Source organism: Gordonia liuliyuniae (assembly GCF_021739025.1).
Classification (GTDB): Bacteria; Actinomycetota; Actinomycetes; order Mycobacteriales; family Mycobacteriaceae; genus Gordonia; species Gordonia liuliyuniae.
Genome location: NZ_JAKKOT010000005.1, coordinates 451,365 through 470,609 on the forward strand (window position 1 = coordinate 451,365; position 19,245 = coordinate 470,609).

The 19,245-nt window shown below is 68.5% G+C and carries 12 protein-coding genes and 1 tRNA gene; 6 read left to right on the forward strand and 7 right to left on the reverse strand.

Translation table 11 applies throughout. The features are described 5' to 3' along the window. Positions 1–101: 101 nt before the first annotated feature. Positions 102–1,313 carry a L,D-transpeptidase gene (locus L5G28_RS12985; RefSeq protein WP_237001883.1) on the reverse strand — a complete coding sequence of 404 codons (1,212 nt, stop codon included), beginning with the start codon at positions 1,311–1,313 and terminating at the stop codon, positions 102–104. Between the two features lie 378 nt (positions 1,314–1,691). Further along, the gene (locus tag L5G28_RS12990; RefSeq protein WP_237001884.1) at positions 1,692–2,258 is read right to left on the reverse strand and encodes a MarR family winged helix-turn-helix transcriptional regulator; all 567 of its coding nucleotides are present in this window, start codon (positions 2,256–2,258) and stop codon (positions 1,692–1,694) included. A 70-nt stretch (positions 2,259–2,328) separates the two neighbouring features. Here L5G28_RS12990 and L5G28_RS12995 point away from each other — a divergent pair, with 70 nt between their 5' ends. Continuing rightward, positions 2,329–3,744: an FUSC family protein gene (locus L5G28_RS12995; protein ID WP_237001885.1), complete on the forward strand. Its 1,416-nt coding sequence runs from the start codon at positions 2,329–2,331 to the stop codon at positions 3,742–3,744. Between the two features lie 236 nt (positions 3,745–3,980). Here the strand turns inward: L5G28_RS12995 and L5G28_RS13000 are convergent. Continuing rightward, positions 3,981–4,053: transfer RNA gene (locus tag L5G28_RS13000), tRNA-Lys, on the reverse strand. Between the two features lie 147 nt (positions 4,054–4,200). Beyond that, entirely contained in the window at positions 4,201–4,422 is a 222-nt protein-coding gene (locus tag L5G28_RS13005) for a DUF3618 domain-containing protein (protein ID WP_237001886.1), read from the reverse strand. Positions 4,423–4,533: 111 nt separating this feature from the next. On the opposite strand from L5G28_RS13005, the gene bcp reads away from it, so the two are divergent. After that, positions 4,534–5,007, forward strand: a complete 474-nt coding sequence (gene bcp, locus L5G28_RS13010) for a thioredoxin-dependent thiol peroxidase (protein ID WP_236997580.1) — start codon at positions 4,534–4,536, stop codon at positions 5,005–5,007. Positions 5,008–5,018: 11 nt separating this feature from the next. Beyond that, a complete protein-coding gene (locus L5G28_RS13015; protein WP_236997581.1) occupies positions 5,019–5,660 on the forward strand; it encodes a TetR/AcrR family transcriptional regulator in 642 nt (213 codons plus the stop codon). Positions 5,661–5,700: 40 nt separating this feature from the next. On the opposite strand, the gene acpS is transcribed toward L5G28_RS13015, so the two are convergent. Further along, a complete protein-coding gene (acpS, locus tag L5G28_RS13020; RefSeq protein ID WP_237001887.1) occupies positions 5,701–6,102 on the reverse strand; it encodes a holo-ACP synthase AcpS in 402 nt (133 codons plus the stop codon). Continuing rightward, positions 6,099–15,356: a type I polyketide synthase gene (locus L5G28_RS13025; protein ID WP_237001888.1), complete on the reverse strand. Its 9,258-nt coding sequence runs from the start codon at positions 15,354–15,356 to the stop codon at positions 6,099–6,101. The genes acpS and L5G28_RS13025 overlap by 4 nt, the downstream gene beginning before the upstream one ends. Positions 15,357–15,598: 242 nt before the next feature. Here L5G28_RS13025 and L5G28_RS13030 point away from each other — a divergent pair, with 242 nt between their 5' ends. The 3 genes from L5G28_RS13030 (at position 15,599) to L5G28_RS13040 (ending at position 17,445) form a co-directional block, all read left to right on the forward strand. Then, positions 15,599–16,030, forward strand: coding sequence for an HIT family protein (locus L5G28_RS13030; protein ID WP_237001889.1), 432 nt, complete (start codon positions 15,599–15,601; stop codon positions 16,028–16,030). After that, a complete protein-coding gene (locus L5G28_RS13035; RefSeq protein WP_308191977.1) occupies positions 16,027–16,767 on the forward strand; it encodes an NAD-dependent deacylase in 741 nt (246 codons plus the stop codon). Before L5G28_RS13030 ends, L5G28_RS13035 begins: the two co-directional genes overlap by 4 nt. 87 nt (positions 16,768–16,854) lie before the next feature. Further along, the gene (locus L5G28_RS13040) at positions 16,855–17,445 is read left to right on the forward strand and encodes a TetR/AcrR family transcriptional regulator (protein ID WP_237001890.1); all 591 of its coding nucleotides are present in this window, start codon (positions 16,855–16,857) and stop codon (positions 17,443–17,445) included. Between the two features lie 18 nt (positions 17,446–17,463). Here the strand turns inward: L5G28_RS13040 and L5G28_RS13045 are convergent, their stop codons facing one another. Continuing rightward, positions 17,464–19,221: a DEAD/DEAH box helicase gene (locus L5G28_RS13045; protein WP_236997586.1), complete on the reverse strand. Its 1,758-nt coding sequence runs from the start codon at positions 19,219–19,221 to the stop codon at positions 17,464–17,466. Positions 19,222–19,245 lie beyond the last annotated feature (24 nt).

Sequence of the window (19,245 nt, forward strand, 5' to 3'; positions counted from 1 at the left end):
CACCAACCAATGGCAGGGTCCGGCCGAGAACACTCGGCCGGACCCTGCATCATATGTTCACTTATGGCAGCCGAGGAATGTCCCGGCGCGCGTCTCCGTGGCTACGCGTTACCCTTCGACCACTCAGACCAGGGAATGTTCCAGTCTCCGAGCCCATCGGTCCCCGACAGAGTTCCGCCGACGGTGCCCGAGACAGTCACCGGGTCGCCGCGCAGTGTGTTCTGCACCACCCAGAGCGCATCTTCGTTGCTCAGGTTGAGGCAGCCGTGCGACGTGTTGGTGTTGCCCTGGGCCCAGACGGTCGCAGGCAACGCGTGCAGGTAGATGCCGCTGTAGGACATCTGCGTCGCATAGTCGATCGGGGTGCGGTAGCCGTCAGGTGAGTTGGTGGGCACACCGTAGGTCGACGAGTCCATGATGATGTGGTCGAGGCGGTCGCCGATGATGTAGATGCCGTTGTCGGTGGGGGTCGCATCCTTGCCCAGCGACGTGGGCATCCGGCGGATCACCTTGCCGTCACGCTTGACGACGACCATCTTGTTGCTGTCGTCGACCGACAACTGCATGTCGCGCCCGACCTTGAAGCTCGACGACACGTTGTCCTGGCCGAACGTCCCGGCGCCGAGATCGATGCCGAAGATGTTGACCTTCACGTCGACCTTGGTGCCGGTCTTCCAGAACTCCTTGGGACGCCAGCGGACCTCTTGGTCGCTGATCCAGTAGAACGCACCCTCGGTCTTCGGGTTGGTCGTGATCGTGATGGCCTTCTGTGCGGCCTCGCGATCGGCGATCGGCTCGTCGAATCGGACGCCGACCGTCTGCGCGACGCCGACGGTCTCGCCGTCCGGCGGGCTGATGTAGGCGGCCGTCTGATTCTCCGGAGAGCGCGTGGTGAATCTCGTGGTGCTGGTGGTGGTGCCACCGACACCCGAGGCGGTCGCCTTGACCGAGTAGGTGCGGCCGTAACCGAACGCCTCCGCGCTCGTCCAGGTAGCACCGTCGTCGCTGACGTCGCCCTTGATGTAGCCGCCGCTCGCCTTCTTGATCTTCACGTCGGTGATGGCGCCCTCGGTCGCCTTCACCACGATCGGCTGCCCGGGCTGGACATCGACCTCGTTCTTATCAAGCGCCTTACCGGCCGTGTCGGTAACCGAGACCGCAGGCTTGATCATGTCGGCGAACTCGCCGTTCGCATGCACTTCAGTGCCATACGTACTGCCACAGGCCGACACGAATGCGGTCGCCCCGACCAGTAACATGATCGCCCAAATCTTGACTGCGGATCGGCGTCGACCACTCCGAGTGATGCCCATCTTGCTCCCAAACCTCTTCTTACCGTCCCCGACACATGGTCATGGGACCCAAAGCGGACCGTGTTCCGGTTCTCGTCGATTGTACGAGATGCCGACCGCTTTCCTCGTCGTCGAGAACGGCCGGACCGATTCGCCACACGCAGGTGCAGCACTGTCCAATTTGTCGTCGCTGCGGTCGGCGACGTTACCGATGAACAGAAGCTCCACTACCTCGATGAATCGACTCCGACAGTACCTGGTAGGTCCGACATCGACCACAGCACCGACCCGAAGATCACATTGCTGTAACCCATTCGGTCGAATGGGTTCCAACGTCGACCAGAGGTTGAGGTCTCGCGCCCACCACCAGGCAAATCACCGGACACGCGGTACCGAGCCTCAGCTCCGCTTCTCGACGTTCTCGGTGATCCGCCTGAGCATGTCGGTGAGCAACCGGATCTCACCGTCATCGAGCCCGTCGAGCATCTGCAGTTCACTCTCGACCCGCCGAGGAAACTGCTCGTGGACGACCTCGCGGCCGGCCTCGGTCAACGATAGGAGCACGACTCGACCATCGCGTTCGAGTCGCTCACGCTCGATCAGCCCCATCGTCGCGAGCCGCTCCGCATGCTTGGTGGTCGAGGCGGCCGATGCCCCGGTCACCGAGGTCACCTCACTCGCACGCAACGGATGGTCACTGCGCGCCAACGCGCTCAGCACATCGAACTCGGTGCGGCCGATGCCGGTGGCGTCGAGTTCGCGTTCGAAACGCGCGAGCGCGAGCGTGCTGATCCGCGTGATGCGTCCGATGACGTCGATCGGCCGCACATCCATGCCCGGAAACCGCTTCGCCCAATCGCTGCGAGCCCGCTCCACGTAGTCGAGTCCACCCGGAGCGTCGAGCCCACCCGGAGCGTCGAGTTCACCCGGGGTATCGGGTCCACCCGGAGTGGTTTGCGGAGCCATGTGACACACCATACCGAGTTCGCGGAAGTATTTCATAGATATTTTATCCGTGAACTATTATTCTGAGTTCATGCGCACCGCCCCCTCCCCTGTCCCCCAGACTCGCGCTCGCCAGTCGGGGCTGGCACTGGCGCATGTGGCATCGCCCGCAGCATGGCGGGGAGCTCTTGAGATGCGTCAGGCCGACCCGACCGTGGCGCTCGCACTGCGAGTCGGGTTCGCCACCATGGTCGCGCTCGTCGGGTGCGGGCTCCTCGGATTCACCGACGTCGCCGCGTTCGCAGCCCTCGGCACACTCAGCTCGGCGTTCCTGCGTTACGAGCCGTACCCGCGACTGGCTCCCAAACTGGCGGTCGTCGTCGGAGCCGTCATCGTCTGCGCAGCCTTCGGCGCCGCGCTCGGCGCCCTCGGATTGACCATCTGGACGCAGGTCGTCCTGCTGTCGGCCGCAGGCGGCCTCGCCTTCTGGCTGCTGCAGGCCTTCCGCATCACCGGTCCCGGCGCGGCCATCATGGTTTTCGCGGCCGCAGGCGCCGCCGGGTTCGCCGACACCGCTCACGACGTCGGCGTGGTCACCCTCGCGATCACCGTCGGCGCGGTGTTCGGGTGGGTCGTCACGATGTGGCCCGCGCTGCTGCACCCGCACGCCCCCGCCCGCGTCGCGGTGGCGCGTGCACTCGCCGCCGCATCTGCGATCGAGGCCGGCGACGACGCGTCGGAATCCGCAGCACGGCACGCCGTCTCACAGGCGCGCGAGGTCGTCGCGCTGACCCCGCGGCGACGCGTCGACGAGCACACCCGCGAACTGTTCGCGCTCATCGACGCCGCCGAGAGGGTCGTCGACGGCGGCTCACGCGACGGCCTCGATCCCGCGCACCGCGACTTCGCCGGTCTCACCGCAGACCTGCGCAGAATCCGCGCCGACGTCCGCCCGCCGTCGACGACCGAGATCGCCGGCATCGAAGCGCTTCGACCCGACGGCGTCTTCCGTGAGGGAGTACGGCGCGTCGGCGACCGCGGCATCCTGTTGGACGTCGCTCGGCTGACCGCGGCATGCCTGATCGCCGGACTCGTCGCCGCAGCCCTGGGCTTGGATCATCCACTGTGGGCCACTATCGGCGCACTGACCGCCCTGCAGGGCGCACACTATCGACACACCGTGCAGCGCGGCATCCAGCGCGTCATGGGGAACGTCGTCGGCGCGATGATCGCCGTCGGCATCTTCGCGGTCGAGCCCGGATACTGGCCGCTGGTCGTCGTCGCGATAGTCTGCCAGACCTGCGGCGAGATGTTCGTGACCCGCAACTACGCCGTCGCCCAGATCTTCATCACCACAGTGGCGCTGGTGCTGACCAGTCTCGGCGCGTCCGGTGGCGCCGCGGTCGCCGCGACGCGCGTCTGCGACACCCTCATCGGAGTGGCCATCGGCGTGCTCGTCGCCGCTGTCACCATCAAGCGAGAGGACCGACACCACCTCGCGGCCTGATCTATAGCCGCCGCGCACGTCGGCGCGCAAAGATTACGTACTACACGGTCTCGACGGCAGCGAGTGCTGCTGCGTGCGGCGACTCACGAGAAGGAGCCGGTATCGGTTCACGGTGCGACGACTGAAGCGATCATGCTCCTGGAGTCGATGCGGAACCCGGACGTGGTCGAGGCCTGACTTCGGAGAACCGAGAAACCCCCGTCGGACCAGACGGTCCAGACCGGGGGTTTCGAAAGTGCGCCATCAGGGACTTGAACCCCGAACCCGCTGATTAAGAGTCAGCTGCTCTGCCAATTGAGCTAATGGCGCTTGGCCTTGCGAAAAGAAACATTAACAGCACGCGTCGAGATAACCCAAATCGCCTGGTCGGGATCGGCTATCGGGTCCGGGACGCAGCATGGCCCGCCAGTCTGAATCAGACCGACGGGCCATGCGGGCGTGCTGACCAGCAGAGTGTCAGCGCAGAATCTTGCGGATCACCACGACCAGGACGAGGACGCCAACCCCTGCGGCGCCGTACTTCACGGCGGGCGTGTTCGCGATCGCGAGTGCCTTGGTCTTCACATCGTCGGCCAGACGCTGCGGATTCGCCTTCACCGCCAGCTGATCGAGGGTCTTCGCGAGATCCTCGCGCGCCTGGGCGATGTCCTTCTCGATCCGTTCGGTGTCACCGGCCACGGTCGTCCTCCACTACTCGTCGACTTATCAGGGTTCTACTTCGGGTTGAAGCCTACAAGGTGTTGACGCCTATGGGAGTTCAGTGTCACTCCCATCGGATAGCCTGGCGGTATGTCTGAGAACGCGCGTCTTTCCGTCGGCGACACCGCCCCCGATTTCACTCTTCTCGACTCGGCTGAGAAGCCGGTGTCCCTCTCGGACTACGCGGGACGCAAGGTGATCGTCTACTTCTACCCTGCGGCGATGACGCCCGGATGCACCAAACAGGCGTGCGACTTCCGCGACAGCCTCGCCGAGCTCAACGGTCAGGGGATCGACGTCATCGGCGTCTCGCCCGACAAGCCCGCCAAGCTCGCGAAATTCGTCGAACGCGACGAGCTCACGTTCCCGCTCCTGAGTGACCCCGACAAGACTGTGCTCACCGCATGGGGCGCGTTCGGCGAGAAGAAGATGTACGGCAAGGTCGTACAGGGCGTCATCCGGTCGACGTTTCTCGTCGACGAGAACGGCGTCATCCAAGCCGCCCAATACAACGTGCGCGCCACCGGACACGTCGCGAAGCTGCGACGCGACCTCTCGATCTGACGCGAGGCGGCATGACCGAGCCAGAGCCGGCGCCGGAACCCTTGGTCCCGCGTAAACGACCGACGCAGGAACGGAGTCGGCGCACCTTCGAAGCCATTCTGACGTCGGCACGAGACGTGCTGACCGACGTCGGCTTCGAGTCGTTGACGTGCGAGCAGATCGCGCAGCGCGCCGAGCTCCCCATCGGCACCATCTACCAGTACTTCGCCAACAAGTACGTCGTGGTGTGCGAGCTCGACCGCCAGGACACGACCGCGGTGAGCGAGGAGCTCTCGGCGTTCGCGTCGGAGATCCCGTCACTGCAGTGGCCGCAACTCCTCGAGAAGTTCTTGGACCATCTCGCCGACCTGTGGCGCACCGACCCGTCCCGTCGCGCGGTGTGGCTGGCCGTCCAGTCGACGCCCGCCACCCGCGCGACGGCGTCGATCACCGAGAAGATCCTCGCCGAGCAGGTCGCGCGCATCCTCGCCCCGCTGACGCCGACGTCCGAGCGGGACCGCCGCCAGATGATGGCCGAGGTCCTCGTGCACGCCGCGTACTCGCTGCTGAGTTTCTCGGTGCAGGCGCCGCACGACCACGACAGCGTGGTCGGCGAACTCAAGCGGATGCTCGCCGGCTATCTGCTCCTCGAAGAGTCCGTCGACCGCGTCTGACCCCCAGCGCGTCTGACCCGCACCGGTCGGGCCACTCCTCCTACCCGGCGGCAGGCTCTTCGAGGATCGCGACGGCGCCAGCCATGTCGCCGTCGTGAGTCAACGACACATGAATGTTCAAGTGCCCGATCGCATTCGCTAGATCGCCGTGCAGCCGCACACGCGGCCGACCGTAGGCGTCCGACTGGATCTCCACCTGGTTGACGGCGGTGTCCGGCAGCAGGGGCGTCAGGCCGAACCGGCTCGACGACCACGCTTTGATGACAGCCTCACGCGCCGCCCAGCGGACCGCGAGGTTCCGTGCGCCGTCGCCGGTGCGATCTGCGACGTCCCGCCGTTCACCGACCGAGAAGTGGCCGATGAACGTCGAGCCGGGTGTCGACAACTGCTCGCTGAACTCGGGAACCGACACCATGTCGATCCCCACTCCGACAATGCTCATCGGGCGTATGTTCCGTCCGCGGCCAGACGCGACTCCGGGTCGAGGAGCACGGCCGATTCGACGGTGTGCTCATCGCCGTCACCGAAGCGCCGTCCCTCCGGCCGCTGGTAGGCGGCGTCACCGCCACACATCGACGACAGCAGCCGCTGCTTGCCGTCCCGCAGGCGGGCGGTCGCCGCACGACGGTAACCGTCGCGAGCCGACTCGTCGAGCGAGGCCACGAACGCCTCCGGGTGGACGACGGCGATCAGGCCGGACACGTGGCCGAAGCCGAGGCTCGTGAGGACACCGGCCTTGAGCGGGAACTTCTCGCCCATCCGCAGCGTCTCCCGCGGCCACACCAGATGCGGGTACTCGGCCATCTTCTCGTCGACGCAGTCGAGGCTGCGGTTCGGCGGGACGACGCCGTCGCGGAGCACCTGGCACAGGCCGATCAGCTGGAACGCGGCCGCACCGCCCTTGGCGTGGCCGGTCAGCGACTTCTGCGACACCACGAACAGCGGTGCGCCGTCGCCGCGGCCGATGGCTCCGGCCAGACGCTCGTGCAGTTCGGACTCGTTCGGGTCGTTGGCGCGGGTGGACGTGTCGTGCTTGGACACGACGGCCACATCGTCCGGGCTCACGCCCAGCGAGGCGAGCGACGTCGCGAGCGGCGACGACGCCTGCCCGCGGGCCGCGCCGAGTGCGCCGAGTCCGGGAGCCGGAATCGAGGTGTGGACGCCGTCGCCGAAGCTCTGCGCCCACGCGACGACGCCGAGGACCGGCAGCCCGAGCTGCGCGGCGATGTCGCCGCGCGCCAGCAGGACGGTGCCGCCGCCGGCCGACTCGACGAAGCCGCCGCGCCGGCGGTCGTTGGCCCGCGAGTAGCGACGTTCGTCGATGCCCTTGGCCTCCATCGCCGCGGAGTCCGCGGTCGCCGACATGTCACCGAAGCCGACGATGCCTTCGATGCCGAGGTCGTCGAACCCGCCCGCCACGGCGAACAGCGCCTTGCCGAGCCGGATCTTGTCGGCGCCCTCCTCGACCGAGACCGCTGCAGTGGCGCAGGCCGCGACCGGGTGGATCATCGCACCGTACGAACCGATGTACGACTGCACGACGTGTGCGGCGACGACGTTCGGCAACGCTTCCTGCAGGATGTCGTTTGCCTTCGACTCACCGAGCAGCGTGTCGACGTACAGCGACCTCATCGAAGTCATGCCGCCCATGCCGGTGCCCTGCGTGTTGGCGACCAGACCGGGGTGCACCCAGCGCATGAGCTCGCTCGGTGTCAGGCCCGCGGTGAGGAACGCGTCGACGGTGGCGATCAGGTTCCAGAGCGCGACCCGGTCGACGGACTCGGCCATGTCGGGTGAGACGCCCCAACGGACCGGGTCGAAGCCGGTCGGGATCTGGCCGCCGACGGTGCGCGAAAGCTCGAAGCGGCGCGGCACACGGATCTCGGTGCCCGCGAGGCGGGTCACCGACCAGTCGCCCGACTCAGTGGCGACGATCCGGGTGCGTTCCGGGTCGGCCGACGCGAACGCCCGAGCGGATGCCTCGTTCGGCACGGTGAAGGTCAGGTCCTCGTCGAGGAACACCGACTCCAGCAGCGGCGACGTGTTGTCGACCATCGCGCCCTCGTCGGCGTAGCGACGGATGCCGCAGCGGGCGACGACCTCGTCGTGGTACCGGTCGGCGATCTCGGCTTCGCCCACCGGGTCACCGGATTCGACGTCGTACCAGCCCGGCTTGGGCGTCTCCTCCCAGGTGACGAGGCCGGTGTTCCATGCGAGTTCGAGTACGCCCGCCGCCGACAGCTTCTCGTCGACCTCCATCTCGAAGCGGGTGCGGGCCGAACCGTAGGGGCCAACCTCGCCCGCTCCGACGATGACGACCATGTCTTCGGGCCGCGCCTCGATCGCCGGCCACTCGTGCGCGGTCGGGAGGTCGGCGCGTGCCGGCGCCGACAGCGCGGCGACCAGCGGGTTGACCGGTGCGGTGCCCCCGACTGCGGTGTCCTCGACTGCGGTGTCCTCGACTGCCGAGTCGGCGGGCGCTGCCTGGGCGGCCAGTGCCTTCAGGTCGATGTTCGGGTCGAGTCCGGCGGTGAGGTCGGCGATCACCGGTTCGCGGCGCGCACCCTCACGGACGGCGGGCGAGCACAGCGCGACCAGTTCGGCGGCCATCTCCTCGGTGCTCCAGGTGCGGACGCCCGCGGCCTCGACGGCGGCGACCATCCCGTCGTTGGCTCCCATCAGGCCGGTGCCGCGCACCCAACCGATGAGCGCGTGCGCCAACGTCGCGCGCGAACCCCACGACTCCTCGGCGCCCCAGCGGGTGACGAGTGCGTCGAGCGCGGCCTTGGCTTCGCCGTACGCGCCGTCGCCGCCGAACATGCCGCGGTTGGGCGAGCCCGGAAGCACCACGTGGACTCGCGAGTCGAGATCGTGGTCGGCCCCGATCGCGCCCAGTCCGGCGATGAGTCGTTCCACCGACCACAGCAGGACCTTCATCTCGAGCTCGGCGCGACCGCCGACATCGGTGAGGTCGCCCGCGACACGCGGCGCCGCGAACGGGAACAGCAGCGTCGGCGTCATGGCTTCCTTGACGACACCGGTCGTGGCGCCCAGGTTCTCGGTCTGTTCGGTGCCGATCCAGTCGACGACGGCGTCGACGTCGACATACGACGCGAGGTTGGCCGGCACCACCCAGAGGGCGGCGTCCGCACTCGCGTTGTCGCGGTAGAGCTTCTTGTAGAAGGCGAGTCGTTCGCTGTTCAGACGCGATGTGGTGGCGACGACGGTCGCTCCCCCGCCGAGCAGCCTGCCGACGACGGACGCCGCGATCGAGTCGGGCGACGCACCGGTGACGACGGCGACGTCGTCGGCGAACTCGCCGCGTTCGGTCGACTCGGCAGCCTCGGCGATCGCCGCGAACAATCGGGCGTGGACATCGAAGCCGCGGCGGCTCGCCTTACCCTGCCACCAGGTGGCGTGCTCGGCGACGGTGGACCCGGCGCCGCGCAGGCGGGCCACGATCACGTCGTGATCGGCGTCGACGACGTCCTCATCCTGGAGCCACAGCCGTGCGAGGTCCTCGCGGGCGCTGGCCCAGCGGTCGTCGAGCAGCACCGCGCGGTTCTCGTCGAACGTCGGGGTGACGGTGCGGACCCAGTCGGCGCCGAGCTCGTCACTGATGCGTTGAGCGGCGACGGCGTTCGGGTCATCGAGGACGTCACCAGCCGATTCGAGGTCGACGAGGCCGAGCTTGGCGAGAATCGTGTGCGCGGTGGTCGCCAGAACGCCGTCGGGGCCAGTCACCTGGTCGGCGAAAGCATCGAGGGCCGCGGAGTCGACGGCGCCGCCGCCCGACGACGCTGCCGCGGGCAGTTCGACGGCGATACCGCGCGCTGCACCGACCGACCGGACCGAACGGTCGATGAGCGCGTCGAGGTCGGCTGCCGTGGACACGCCGCCCTCGAGCAGGTCGCCGAGGTCGCCGCCGCGCACACTCGCGCCGTCACGGGAGCCGAGAGCGACTGCGACGAGTGCGTGCTGCGCCCAGCCTGCGCCCAGCTGCCAGGTGTCGGTGACGCGGTCGGTGATGTAGGCCTGCCGCTTGCCGGTGGGGCCTGCGACCTTGCGGATCTGGTCGCCGACGGCGTCGGTCAGCACATCGCCGAACGGCTTGTAGCCGCGGGCGAGCGTCTCGACGGTCGTCGCGAGGGCTCCCATGTCCGCTTCGGCTGCGCCGTCGATGGCGCCGAGACCGAGCTCGCCGCCGATGTCGAGGAGCAGCTGGTTGCGGCGCGAGGAGACGCCGTCGCACAACGACTCGATGGTGTCGACCGCACCGATCTGCGTCGGCGTCATCTTGGTCCAGAGTGCGATGACGGCACGGACCGCATCGGCTGGGCCGAAGGCGATGTCGTCGGGGCGCGGGCCTGCGGCCGCAGCCGAGACGGGAGCCGCGACGACAGGTGCGGCAGCCGGTGCGGGCGCAGCGGCTTCGGCGGGCGCCTCATCGGCGACCTCGTCGTCGATCGGCTCGGGTGCGCTGTCGTCGGCGCGCAGCAGCTGCTCGTCCGATTCGACGTTGAGCACCTCGGTGACGGAGGCGCCGTAGGGTGCGAGTTTCAGGGTGTTGCGGGCCAGGCCGGTGAGGGTCGGCGCCGACTTGACGCCGACCTCGACGAACCGTTCGATGCCGAGACCGCCCTGTTCGACCGGCGAGAACAGAAGGTCCTGCGTCTCGATCCAGCGAACCGGGCTGGCGAACTGCCAGGCCAACAACTCGATGAGCATGATGCGAGCGAGTGCTGCCGGCTTCGCGGCCCACGTGTCCCAATCGGCGAGGACGGCGTCGAGCGGCTCGGACGGCACGAGGTCGGCGATCTCCTGGACGAAGTCGCGGCCCAGGTTGAACAGGCGCGGGACCAGGTTCGGAATGTAGTTCCCGACGAGGATGTCCGGGTCGATGACTTCGGGCAGCAGTTCGTCGAGCTTGCCTCGGAACTCGGGTACGCCCGCACGGAGCACCGTCGAGTGGAACGGCACGTCGATGCCCGGGACCAGGATGAACGCACGCTTGCCGCCGAACTCGGCGCGACGACGGTCGATCTCGGCCTCGAGCAGTTCCAGGCCGCGGACGGTGCCTGCGATCGCGTACTGGGAGCCGAGCAGGTTGAGGTTGACGACCTGTAGGAACTCGTCGTTCTCCTCGCCGATCGAGTCGACGAAGTTCTCGACGTCGTCGTCGGCCAGACCGAACTGGCTCGGCCGGATCGCCGCCAACCGGTAGTCGCTTCGGCCCTTCGCGTCACGCGGAACCAGGTGGTGCATGGCGCTGCCGCGCTGGAACACGACTTCGAGGACGGCTTCGAGGGGCAGCACGCCCGCGCATGCGGCGAGTGCGTTGTACTCGCCGACGGAGTGACCGCACGTGATGGACCCGTCGACGAAGGCTCCGACTTCACGGAGTTCGGCGATCTGCGCGACACCCAGCGTCGCCATCGCGACCTGCGTGAACTGCGTCAGGAACAGGACGCCGTCCGGGTGGTGGTAGCGCTCACCGCCTGCGACGAGGGTGGTCGGATTGTCGCGGACGACGGCAAGGATCGAGAAGCCGAGCGCCTTGCGCGTGTGCTTGTCGGCGCGGTCCCAGATCTCGCGGGCCGCAGCACTGCGCGACCGCGCGTCCAGGCCCATGCCCTTGCTCTGGATGCCTTGGCCGGGGAACGCGTAGACGGTGCGCGGCGCGTCGAGCAGCGCGGTCGCGGCCATGACGAGTTCGCCGCCGACCTTGGCGGTCACCTCGACGACCTCGCGGCCCGCATCGATGCCGACACGGTCGACGCGGATGTCGACGGTGTCGCCGAGCCGGACCATGCCGAGGTAGCGGGCGGTCCAGCCGCGCAGCGCGCGCGGCGCCGGGACGGGCTGCGCGACGGATGCGGCGGTCACGACCTGTTGGGCGACGGCCGACAGCCACATACCGTGGACGATCGGATCGCCGAGGCCGGCCAGTCGTGCGGCGAGCGCGTCGGTGTGGATCGGGTTGCGGTCGCCGGAGACGACGGCGAATCCGTTCATGCGGTCTGGTGCGGTGACCGTCGCCGAGCGCACGTGCTTCCGGGTGCCGGTGCGCTCGTCGGTGATCGCGCCGCCTGCGCGGACCGGGTCGGCGAGCGTCGCGTCGCCGATCCGGTTGCGGATCGCGAAACGCTCGACGAGTTGTGCGACCGGGGTCTCGCCGTCGGTGACGGTGACTTCGACGCCGACGACTCGGCCGACGTCGGCGTCGGTGACGCCGAGGCAGCGAGCGGTGACGGTCAGGTCGGTGTCGACGGTCGGCACCGTTCCGGCCAGCGTGATCGCGTGGTCGAGGTGGACGAGGTCGAGTAGGCCTTCGACGACGGGCAGTCCGTCGTCGGTCGAGGCAGCCCCGATGACGCTGAACACGGTCGGCCAGCAGGCGACGACGAGTGCGTCCGGCACTGCGGAACCGTTCGGCGACGACGGGGTGACCGCGCGCAGAGTGCTCGGCAGACTGACGCTGGTGGCCCCGCTGTGGTCGGCGATCGAGTCGGCGTGCCACGAGACGGTGGCACGTGCGCTGGGAACGGTTCCGTCGGTGACGGTGAGCTGGCCGCCCGCGGCGACGGTGAGCAGGTCACGCATGGCGCCTGCGGCGTCGACGGTGGCAACGCGCGGGCTGCCGCCGTCGACGACTCGGAGGTCGCCGATGAACGGGATGCGCAGGACGCTGCCGGAGACGGGCACGGTCAGGTCGAGTCGGATCTCGTCGTCGGCGGCTTCGGCGTCGGGGACGTATGCGATGACCGCACCGTTGGGATGTTCGGCGCGTTCGCCGTCGATGATCGTCCACTGTTCGCGGTCACCCAGGAGTGCGATCGGGTTGCGAGCCTGGCGGCCCGCCCACAGGACGTCCTCGGCTTCGATGAGAATGCTGAGCGGGCTCGACTGGTCGACGATGCCGCGCCGACGGCGGCCGGCGACCACTTCGGGTTCGGCGCCCACCGCGCGCAGGTCGGCGATGGTCTGGCTCTCGAAGCGGTTCAGCAGGTCGCCGACCGGCTCGTCGACGCGGGTGATGCCAGCGACGGCGACGGTGCCGGGGATGACGCAGACCTCGTCTGCCGGGTAGCGCGCATCGTGCGCCTGCCACAGCGAGTCGCTGCGCCACCAGCGCCGCACGTCCTTGTCGATGACGGGGACGAAGTTGACGGGTTTGCCGGGGGTCCGGCACAGCTCGAGGAAGAATGCGACGTCGGCGGGGTGCAGGATGTCGGCGTCGACTGCCGGGTAGTCACGGGTGAGCAGCTCGATGGCGGCGTACGCGTCGGTGACGGTGTCGCCGAACAGCGACTCGAACTCGCCGGAGTCCTGTTCGTGCATGCGGGCCTCGGTGCGGCGCAGCATGTCGACGAAGCGCGCCTGCCAGGTGATGTCCGCCCACGGGTAAGACTCCTCCGGCGTGCCGACGGCGAGTTCGGCGTAGCGGCCGAGCCATTCGCCGTACGTCATCTCGGCGACGTCGCCGAAGTACGGCTTGGCGGTCCGCTCCATCGCGGCGACGATCTCGTCGCGACGGTCGGCGACGGCGTCACCGTCGCCTGCGACCTCGTCGAGGAGCCTGCCGCAGCGCGACGCGGAGTTGTCGATCTCGTGGATGTCAGCGCCGAGTTGGCTGCGGCCCGACGCCATGCCGCCGGTCGCGTGGCCAGCGCCGACCCAGTCCGGGCACCCTTCGGTGTCGACGAGGAGCTGCTTCACCTCGGGTGCGGTCGTCGCCTCCAGGGTCGCCATGGCGGCGGTCCCGACGAGGATGCCGTCGAGCGGCATGGCCGGGTAGTCGTGGGCGGTGGCCCATGCACCGGTCAGGTACTCCGACGCGCGTTCGGGTGTGCCGATGCCGCCGCCGACGCAGATGACGACGTTCGGGCGTTCACGCAGTTCGCCGTAGGTGGCGAGCAGGAGGTCGTCGAGGTCTTCCCACGAATGGTGTCCGCCCGCACGACCGCCTTCGATCTGCACGATGATCGGGTACTCGGGCGTCTGGGCGGCGATACGGATGACGGCGCGGATCTGGTCGACGGTGCCTGGTTTGAACGCGACGTAGTGCAGGCCGGCTTCGGTGAGCTCGGCGACGAGGTCGACGGCCTCCTCCAGCTCGGGGATGCCCGCGGTGATGATGACGCCGTCGATCGGCGCTCCCTGGGCGCGCGCCTTCTGCACGAGTCGCTTGCCGCCGAGCTGCAACTTCCACAGGTACGGGTCGAGGAACAGCGAATTGAACTGGACCTGACGGTTCTCGTCGAGCAGGCCGGTCAGCTTGTCGACGTTGGCGGCGAAGATCTCTTCGGTCACCTGGCCGCCGCCCGCGAGCTCGGCCCAGTGGCCTGCGTTGGCTGCGGCGGCGACGATGGCCGGGTCGACGGTGGTCGGGGTCATGCCGGCGAGCAGCATCGGCGACCGACCGGTGAGTCGGGTGAATCCGGTGTCGACGCCGACTCGGCCGGTGGGCAGCGACACCAGGCGCGGCGCGAACGTCGACCACGCTGCGGCGACGGCGGGGGCGCTGCCGGGGACGAACAGGCTGCGCTGGCCGCGGCGGGTGGCTGCGGCGACGACGCCGACGCCCTGGCCGCGGACGACCGACGCGGCCAGACGTGCACCGAGGTCGGCGGGCCCGAAGTCGAGGATCCAGGACGCACCGGACTCGACGACGTCGCCGATCTGGTCGACCCAGTCGACGGGGTCTACCAGGATGCGGGTGGCGTGACGGTGCGCGAACTCGGTGTCGATGCCGCACCGAGCGGCCCATTCGACGACGAGGTCGACGGCGGACGCGAGGTCGGGGTGGTGGAAGGGGACGGTCACCGGCAGCTCGTCGAAGACCGGTGCGAACGGGTTCCCGCCGGTCCGCTTGGCCTTTCGATCGGCTGCGTCGGATGCGGCACGTGTCTCGCACAGCCGCGCGAAGCCCGCGAGGTGACGGGGTGCGCCGGAGACGACGACGGAGCGCCGGTTGTTGACGATCGCGACGGTCGGCAGACCGACGGCGCCCTCGGGCAGGCTCTGCGCGTACTCGGCGAGCATCGCGTCGATCTCGCGCGGCGCGACGCCGGAGACGGCGACCATCGGCGAGACGCCTTCGTGGTGGCCGTCGGCCGAGCCCAGCAGGCCCGCGCGGCGCGCGACGAGGGTGGCGGCGGCGCCCATCAACTGAGACACGGCGAGGAGTTCGGCGTCGGTGTGTTCACGCGGGTGCTCGGCGGTGCCGACGGCATCGATGGCGAGCAGGCCCTGCGAGTGGCCGATGACGGCGCTGGGCGGCAGCGTCTGGGTGTCGAGCCCCTGCTTGGCGAGGTTCGCGATCGCGGCGAGCTGGGTCAGCAGAATGCCGGGCAGTGACAGGTGTGCGCCTGCCAGCTCGCCGTCGGTCGGCACGGACTCCTCGGCGTCCAGGGCGGCCAGCCAGGTGAGGGGAACGAATCGATCGCTCCCCGCTGCGGCGAGGGCGTCCGCGATCGGCGCCAGCAGATCGGCAGCGTCGGTGAGCACCGCGTCGATGACACGACCGAGGTCGGCGTCGGCGACGAGCTCGGCGAGGCTCGGCAGCCACGGCCCGCCCTGTCCGCCGAAGCTGATCGCGTAGCTCTCGCCTGCACCGAATCGGTCGATCAGACTTGCGGACGACTCGCCCGAGGCGGGGATGCGATTGCTTGAGCGGAACTGGTCGAGGGTCACGGATACTCCTGATCGGCCGGTGTGCGGGAACGCGACCATCGTGGCACACGAACGTGAGGAAACCCTCACGTTTTGCGCGACCCGCAGGTATACCCGCCAGTAGACCGAGGGGTAACCGAATCGACCTGCACAAAAAGTCGTTCTCGTGATTGTCGTCACACAATGTCCGCTGGTCAGCCACTCGCGCGCACCGCCGACGCGCCTGACAGCGCGCTCGGTCCGCTGCTGTCTAGACTCCACGTATGACTGTCGACGCATGCGTCTTCTGTGACATCGTCGCCGAGCGCGGGCCGGCACACGTCGTCTACGCCGACGACGACGTCGTCGCCTTCCTCGACCGTGCACCGATCGCGCGCGGCCACACGCTGGTGGTCCCGCGCCGACACTCGTCGGGCCTGTCCGATCTGGACCCTCGGTACGGCACCCCCCTGCTGGCGGCAGCACAACGAGTCGCGAACGCGCTCAAGGGGACCGAGTTCGGAGCCCACGGCGTGAATCTCGCCCTCAACGACGGGCGGGCCGCGATGCAGACGGTGTTCCACACGCACGTCCACGTCGTTCCTCGCCGGTCGGGTGACAAGCTGACGTTCGCGAAGGGGCTCCTCACCCGCCGCGCGGGCGACCTTGAGACCGTTGCGGCACAACTCCGTTCGACGATCGCAGCGCTGCCGTGAGTTCCGCGGACCTTCGTCGAGCGCGCACCTTGGTCGACGAGGCGTCATCGATCGTCGTGTTCACCGGCGCGGGCATGTCGGCCGAGAGCGGGATCCCCACGTTCCGTGACGCGCTCACGGGGATGTGGGAGAACCACGATCCGATGTCTCTGGCGTCTCCAAACGGCTGGGCCGCCGACCCGGACCTGGTGTGGGCCTGGTACGCCGACCGGGCGGCCCAGGTGCGGGCGGTGGCCCCGAACGCGGGGCACCGGGCGGTCGCCGAGCTGGGCCGACGTCGCGGAATCTCGACGTCGGTCGTCACCCAGAACGTCGACGATCTGCACGAGCGAGCCGGCAGTGCCGTCGCGAGCCATCTGCACGGCAGCCTGTTCGAGCCCCGGTGCGAGGGCTGCGGGCGACGCGAGTCCCCGAACGTCTCCGTCGCGACGCCCCGGCCGTCGTGCCCGTTGTGCGGGGCGTCGGTCCGGCCCGGAGTCGTCTGGTTCGGCGAGTCGCTGCCGTCGGGCGACTGGGGCCGCGCCGAGGCCGCTGTAGACGCGGCAGATCTGATGATCGTGGTCGGCACCACCGGGGTCGTCTATCCGGCGGCTGAGCTGCCCGAACGTGCGGCGGCGGCGGGCGTTCGGGTGATCGAGGTGAACCCTGAGCCGTCGGCGGTCACCCGGTCCGCGACGGTGCGGCTCGCCGGTACCGCCGCGCGAATACTCCCCGACCTGCTGCGGGCGCCACTGTAAGATCCCGGCGGCAGACGACGAGCGTCCTGACGGACGACGATCCAGTCAATAAATCAACATCCGTTGAAATAAGCGTACAATGGAGACATGGTCGACAAGTCCCCCCGCCGCCCCGGACGCCGGACCGGTGACTCCACCGCCCGTGACGACATTCTGCGCGCCGCGCAGAACCTGTTCGGACGCAACGGGTTCAAGAACACGTCGATGCGCTCGGTAGCCACCGAGGCAGGCGTCGACGTCGCGCTTGTCCCCTACTACTTCGGGAGCAAGCACGGGCTGTTCGTCGCCGCCCTCGAAGTGCCCATCGATCCGGCCGATCAGATCCTCCGAGCGACCGACTGCCCGCGCGACGAACTCGGCGAACGGATGATCACCGAGTTCACGGGCGTCTGGGAGGGCAACGAGACCGGGAGTGCGATGCAGGGCCTGCTGCGCTCGGCGATCAACGACGAGAGCACGCCCAGCGCGTTCGCCGAGTTCGCCTCGTCCGAGATGGTCCCGCTCGTCGCGCAGTCGACGGACGTCTCCGTGGAGACCGCGCGCATCGTCGTCAGCATGCTGTTCGGCGTCGCGACGATGCGCTATCTCCTGGGGGTACCGCTGTTCGCCGACCTCACCCGCGACGAAGTCATCGCGCAGTGGGGACCGCGGATCCAGCAGGTCATCGACGGGGACTGACCGGACGCCCCGGCGGTCTCAGCCGCGACCGCGGCCTGCGACGCGCGGTGAGCGCTTGTTGTAGCCGTCGCGCTTGTTGTACTTCTGGCCTCCCCGGCCGCGCGGGGCGCCGAGGTCGGGGCGCAGATCGATCGGGTTCTTACCGATACGCGTGTGCTTGAGCAGGTTGATGGTCTCCGAATCGAGATCGTTCGGGAGCTCGACGAGCGAGAAGTCGTCGCGAATGCTGATATTGCCGAAGTCTCCGCGCGTCAGACCGCCCTCGTTGGCGATGGCTCCGACGATCGCGCCCGGCGACACCTTGTGCTTGCGGCCAACGGCGATCCGATACGTCGCGAAATGCCCGCTGCCGTTGCGCGGAGCCCGTTCGCGACGTTCGCGCTCGGGGCGCTCACGGCGCTGGCCGGCGGGCGGATCCGGCGCCATCAGGAAGCCGCCGTCGCGCGACTCGAGAGCGAGCGCTGCCGCGATGTCGGCCATCGCGACATCGTTCTCGCGGGCGTAGTTCTCCACCAGGCCCCGGAACATGTCGAGATGATCGGATCCGAGGTTCGAGGTGATCGAATCGGAGAACTTGATGACGCGCTGCGCGTTCACGTCGTCGACGCTCGGCAGATCGATCTCTTCGAGCTGCTGGCGCGTGTGCCGTTCGATGGACCGGAGCAGGTGACGTTCGCGTGGCGAGACGAACAGCAGCGCGATGCCCGACCGTCCCGCGCGTCCCGTACGACCGATGCGGTGCACGTACGACTCGACGTCGTGCGGGATGTCGTAGTTGACGACGTGCGAGATGCGGTCGACGTCGAGGCCGCGCGCCGCCACGTCGGTCGCGACCAGGATGTCGATGGAGCCGTCTTTGAGCTGGTTGATGGTGCGCTCACGCTGCGCCTGCACCATGTCGCCGTTGATCGCCACTGCGGACAGCCCGCGCGACCGCAGTTTCTCGGCGAGCTCTTCGGTCGCCGACTTGGTGCGGACGAACAGGATCATCCCGTCGAACTGCTCCACTTCGAGCATGCGGGTCAACGCGTCGAGCTTGCGGTGATGCGACACCTGCAAATACTTCTGCGTGATGTTCTGCGCGGTCGCGGTCTTCGCCTTGACCGTGACTTCTTGCGGGTTGTTCAAGTACTTGCGTGCGAGCCTGCCGATCGACGCGGGCATCGTCGCCGAGAACAACGCGACCTGCTTCTGGTCGGGAGTGTCGGCGAGGATGCGCTCGACGTCTTCGGCGAAACCCATCGTCAGCATCTCGTCGGCCTCGTCGAGCACGAGGAACCGGAGTTCGGACAGGTCGAGGGTGCCCTTGTCGAGGTGGTCGATCACGCGGCCCGGGGTGCCGACGATCACCTGGGCGCCGCGCCGCAGCCCCGCCAGCTGGACGCCGTAGCTCTGTCCGCCGTAGATCGGCAGCACTTTCACCTCGGGCATCTTGCTCGCGTAGCGCCCGAATGCCTCGGCGACCTGAAGCGCGAGCTCGCGGGTCGGCGCCAAGACGAGCGCTTGCGGCTTGCGTGCGGACGGGTCGAGGTTCGACAGGACCGGGATGGCGAATGCCGCGGTCTTACCGGTTCCCGTCTGGGCCAGGCCGACGACGTCGCGCCCGTCCATGAGTGGAGGAATGGTGGCCGCCTGGATGGGCGACGGGGTCTCGTACCCGACTTCGTCGATCGCCGCGCGCACACGGCCGTCGATACCGAAGTCGTCGAACGTGGAACCGGGAGTGGGGCCGCCGGTGGAATCAGAAGCGGCAGAGTCAGGGTTTTCGGTAGTCATCGCCTATAGATGCTACCCCGAAAT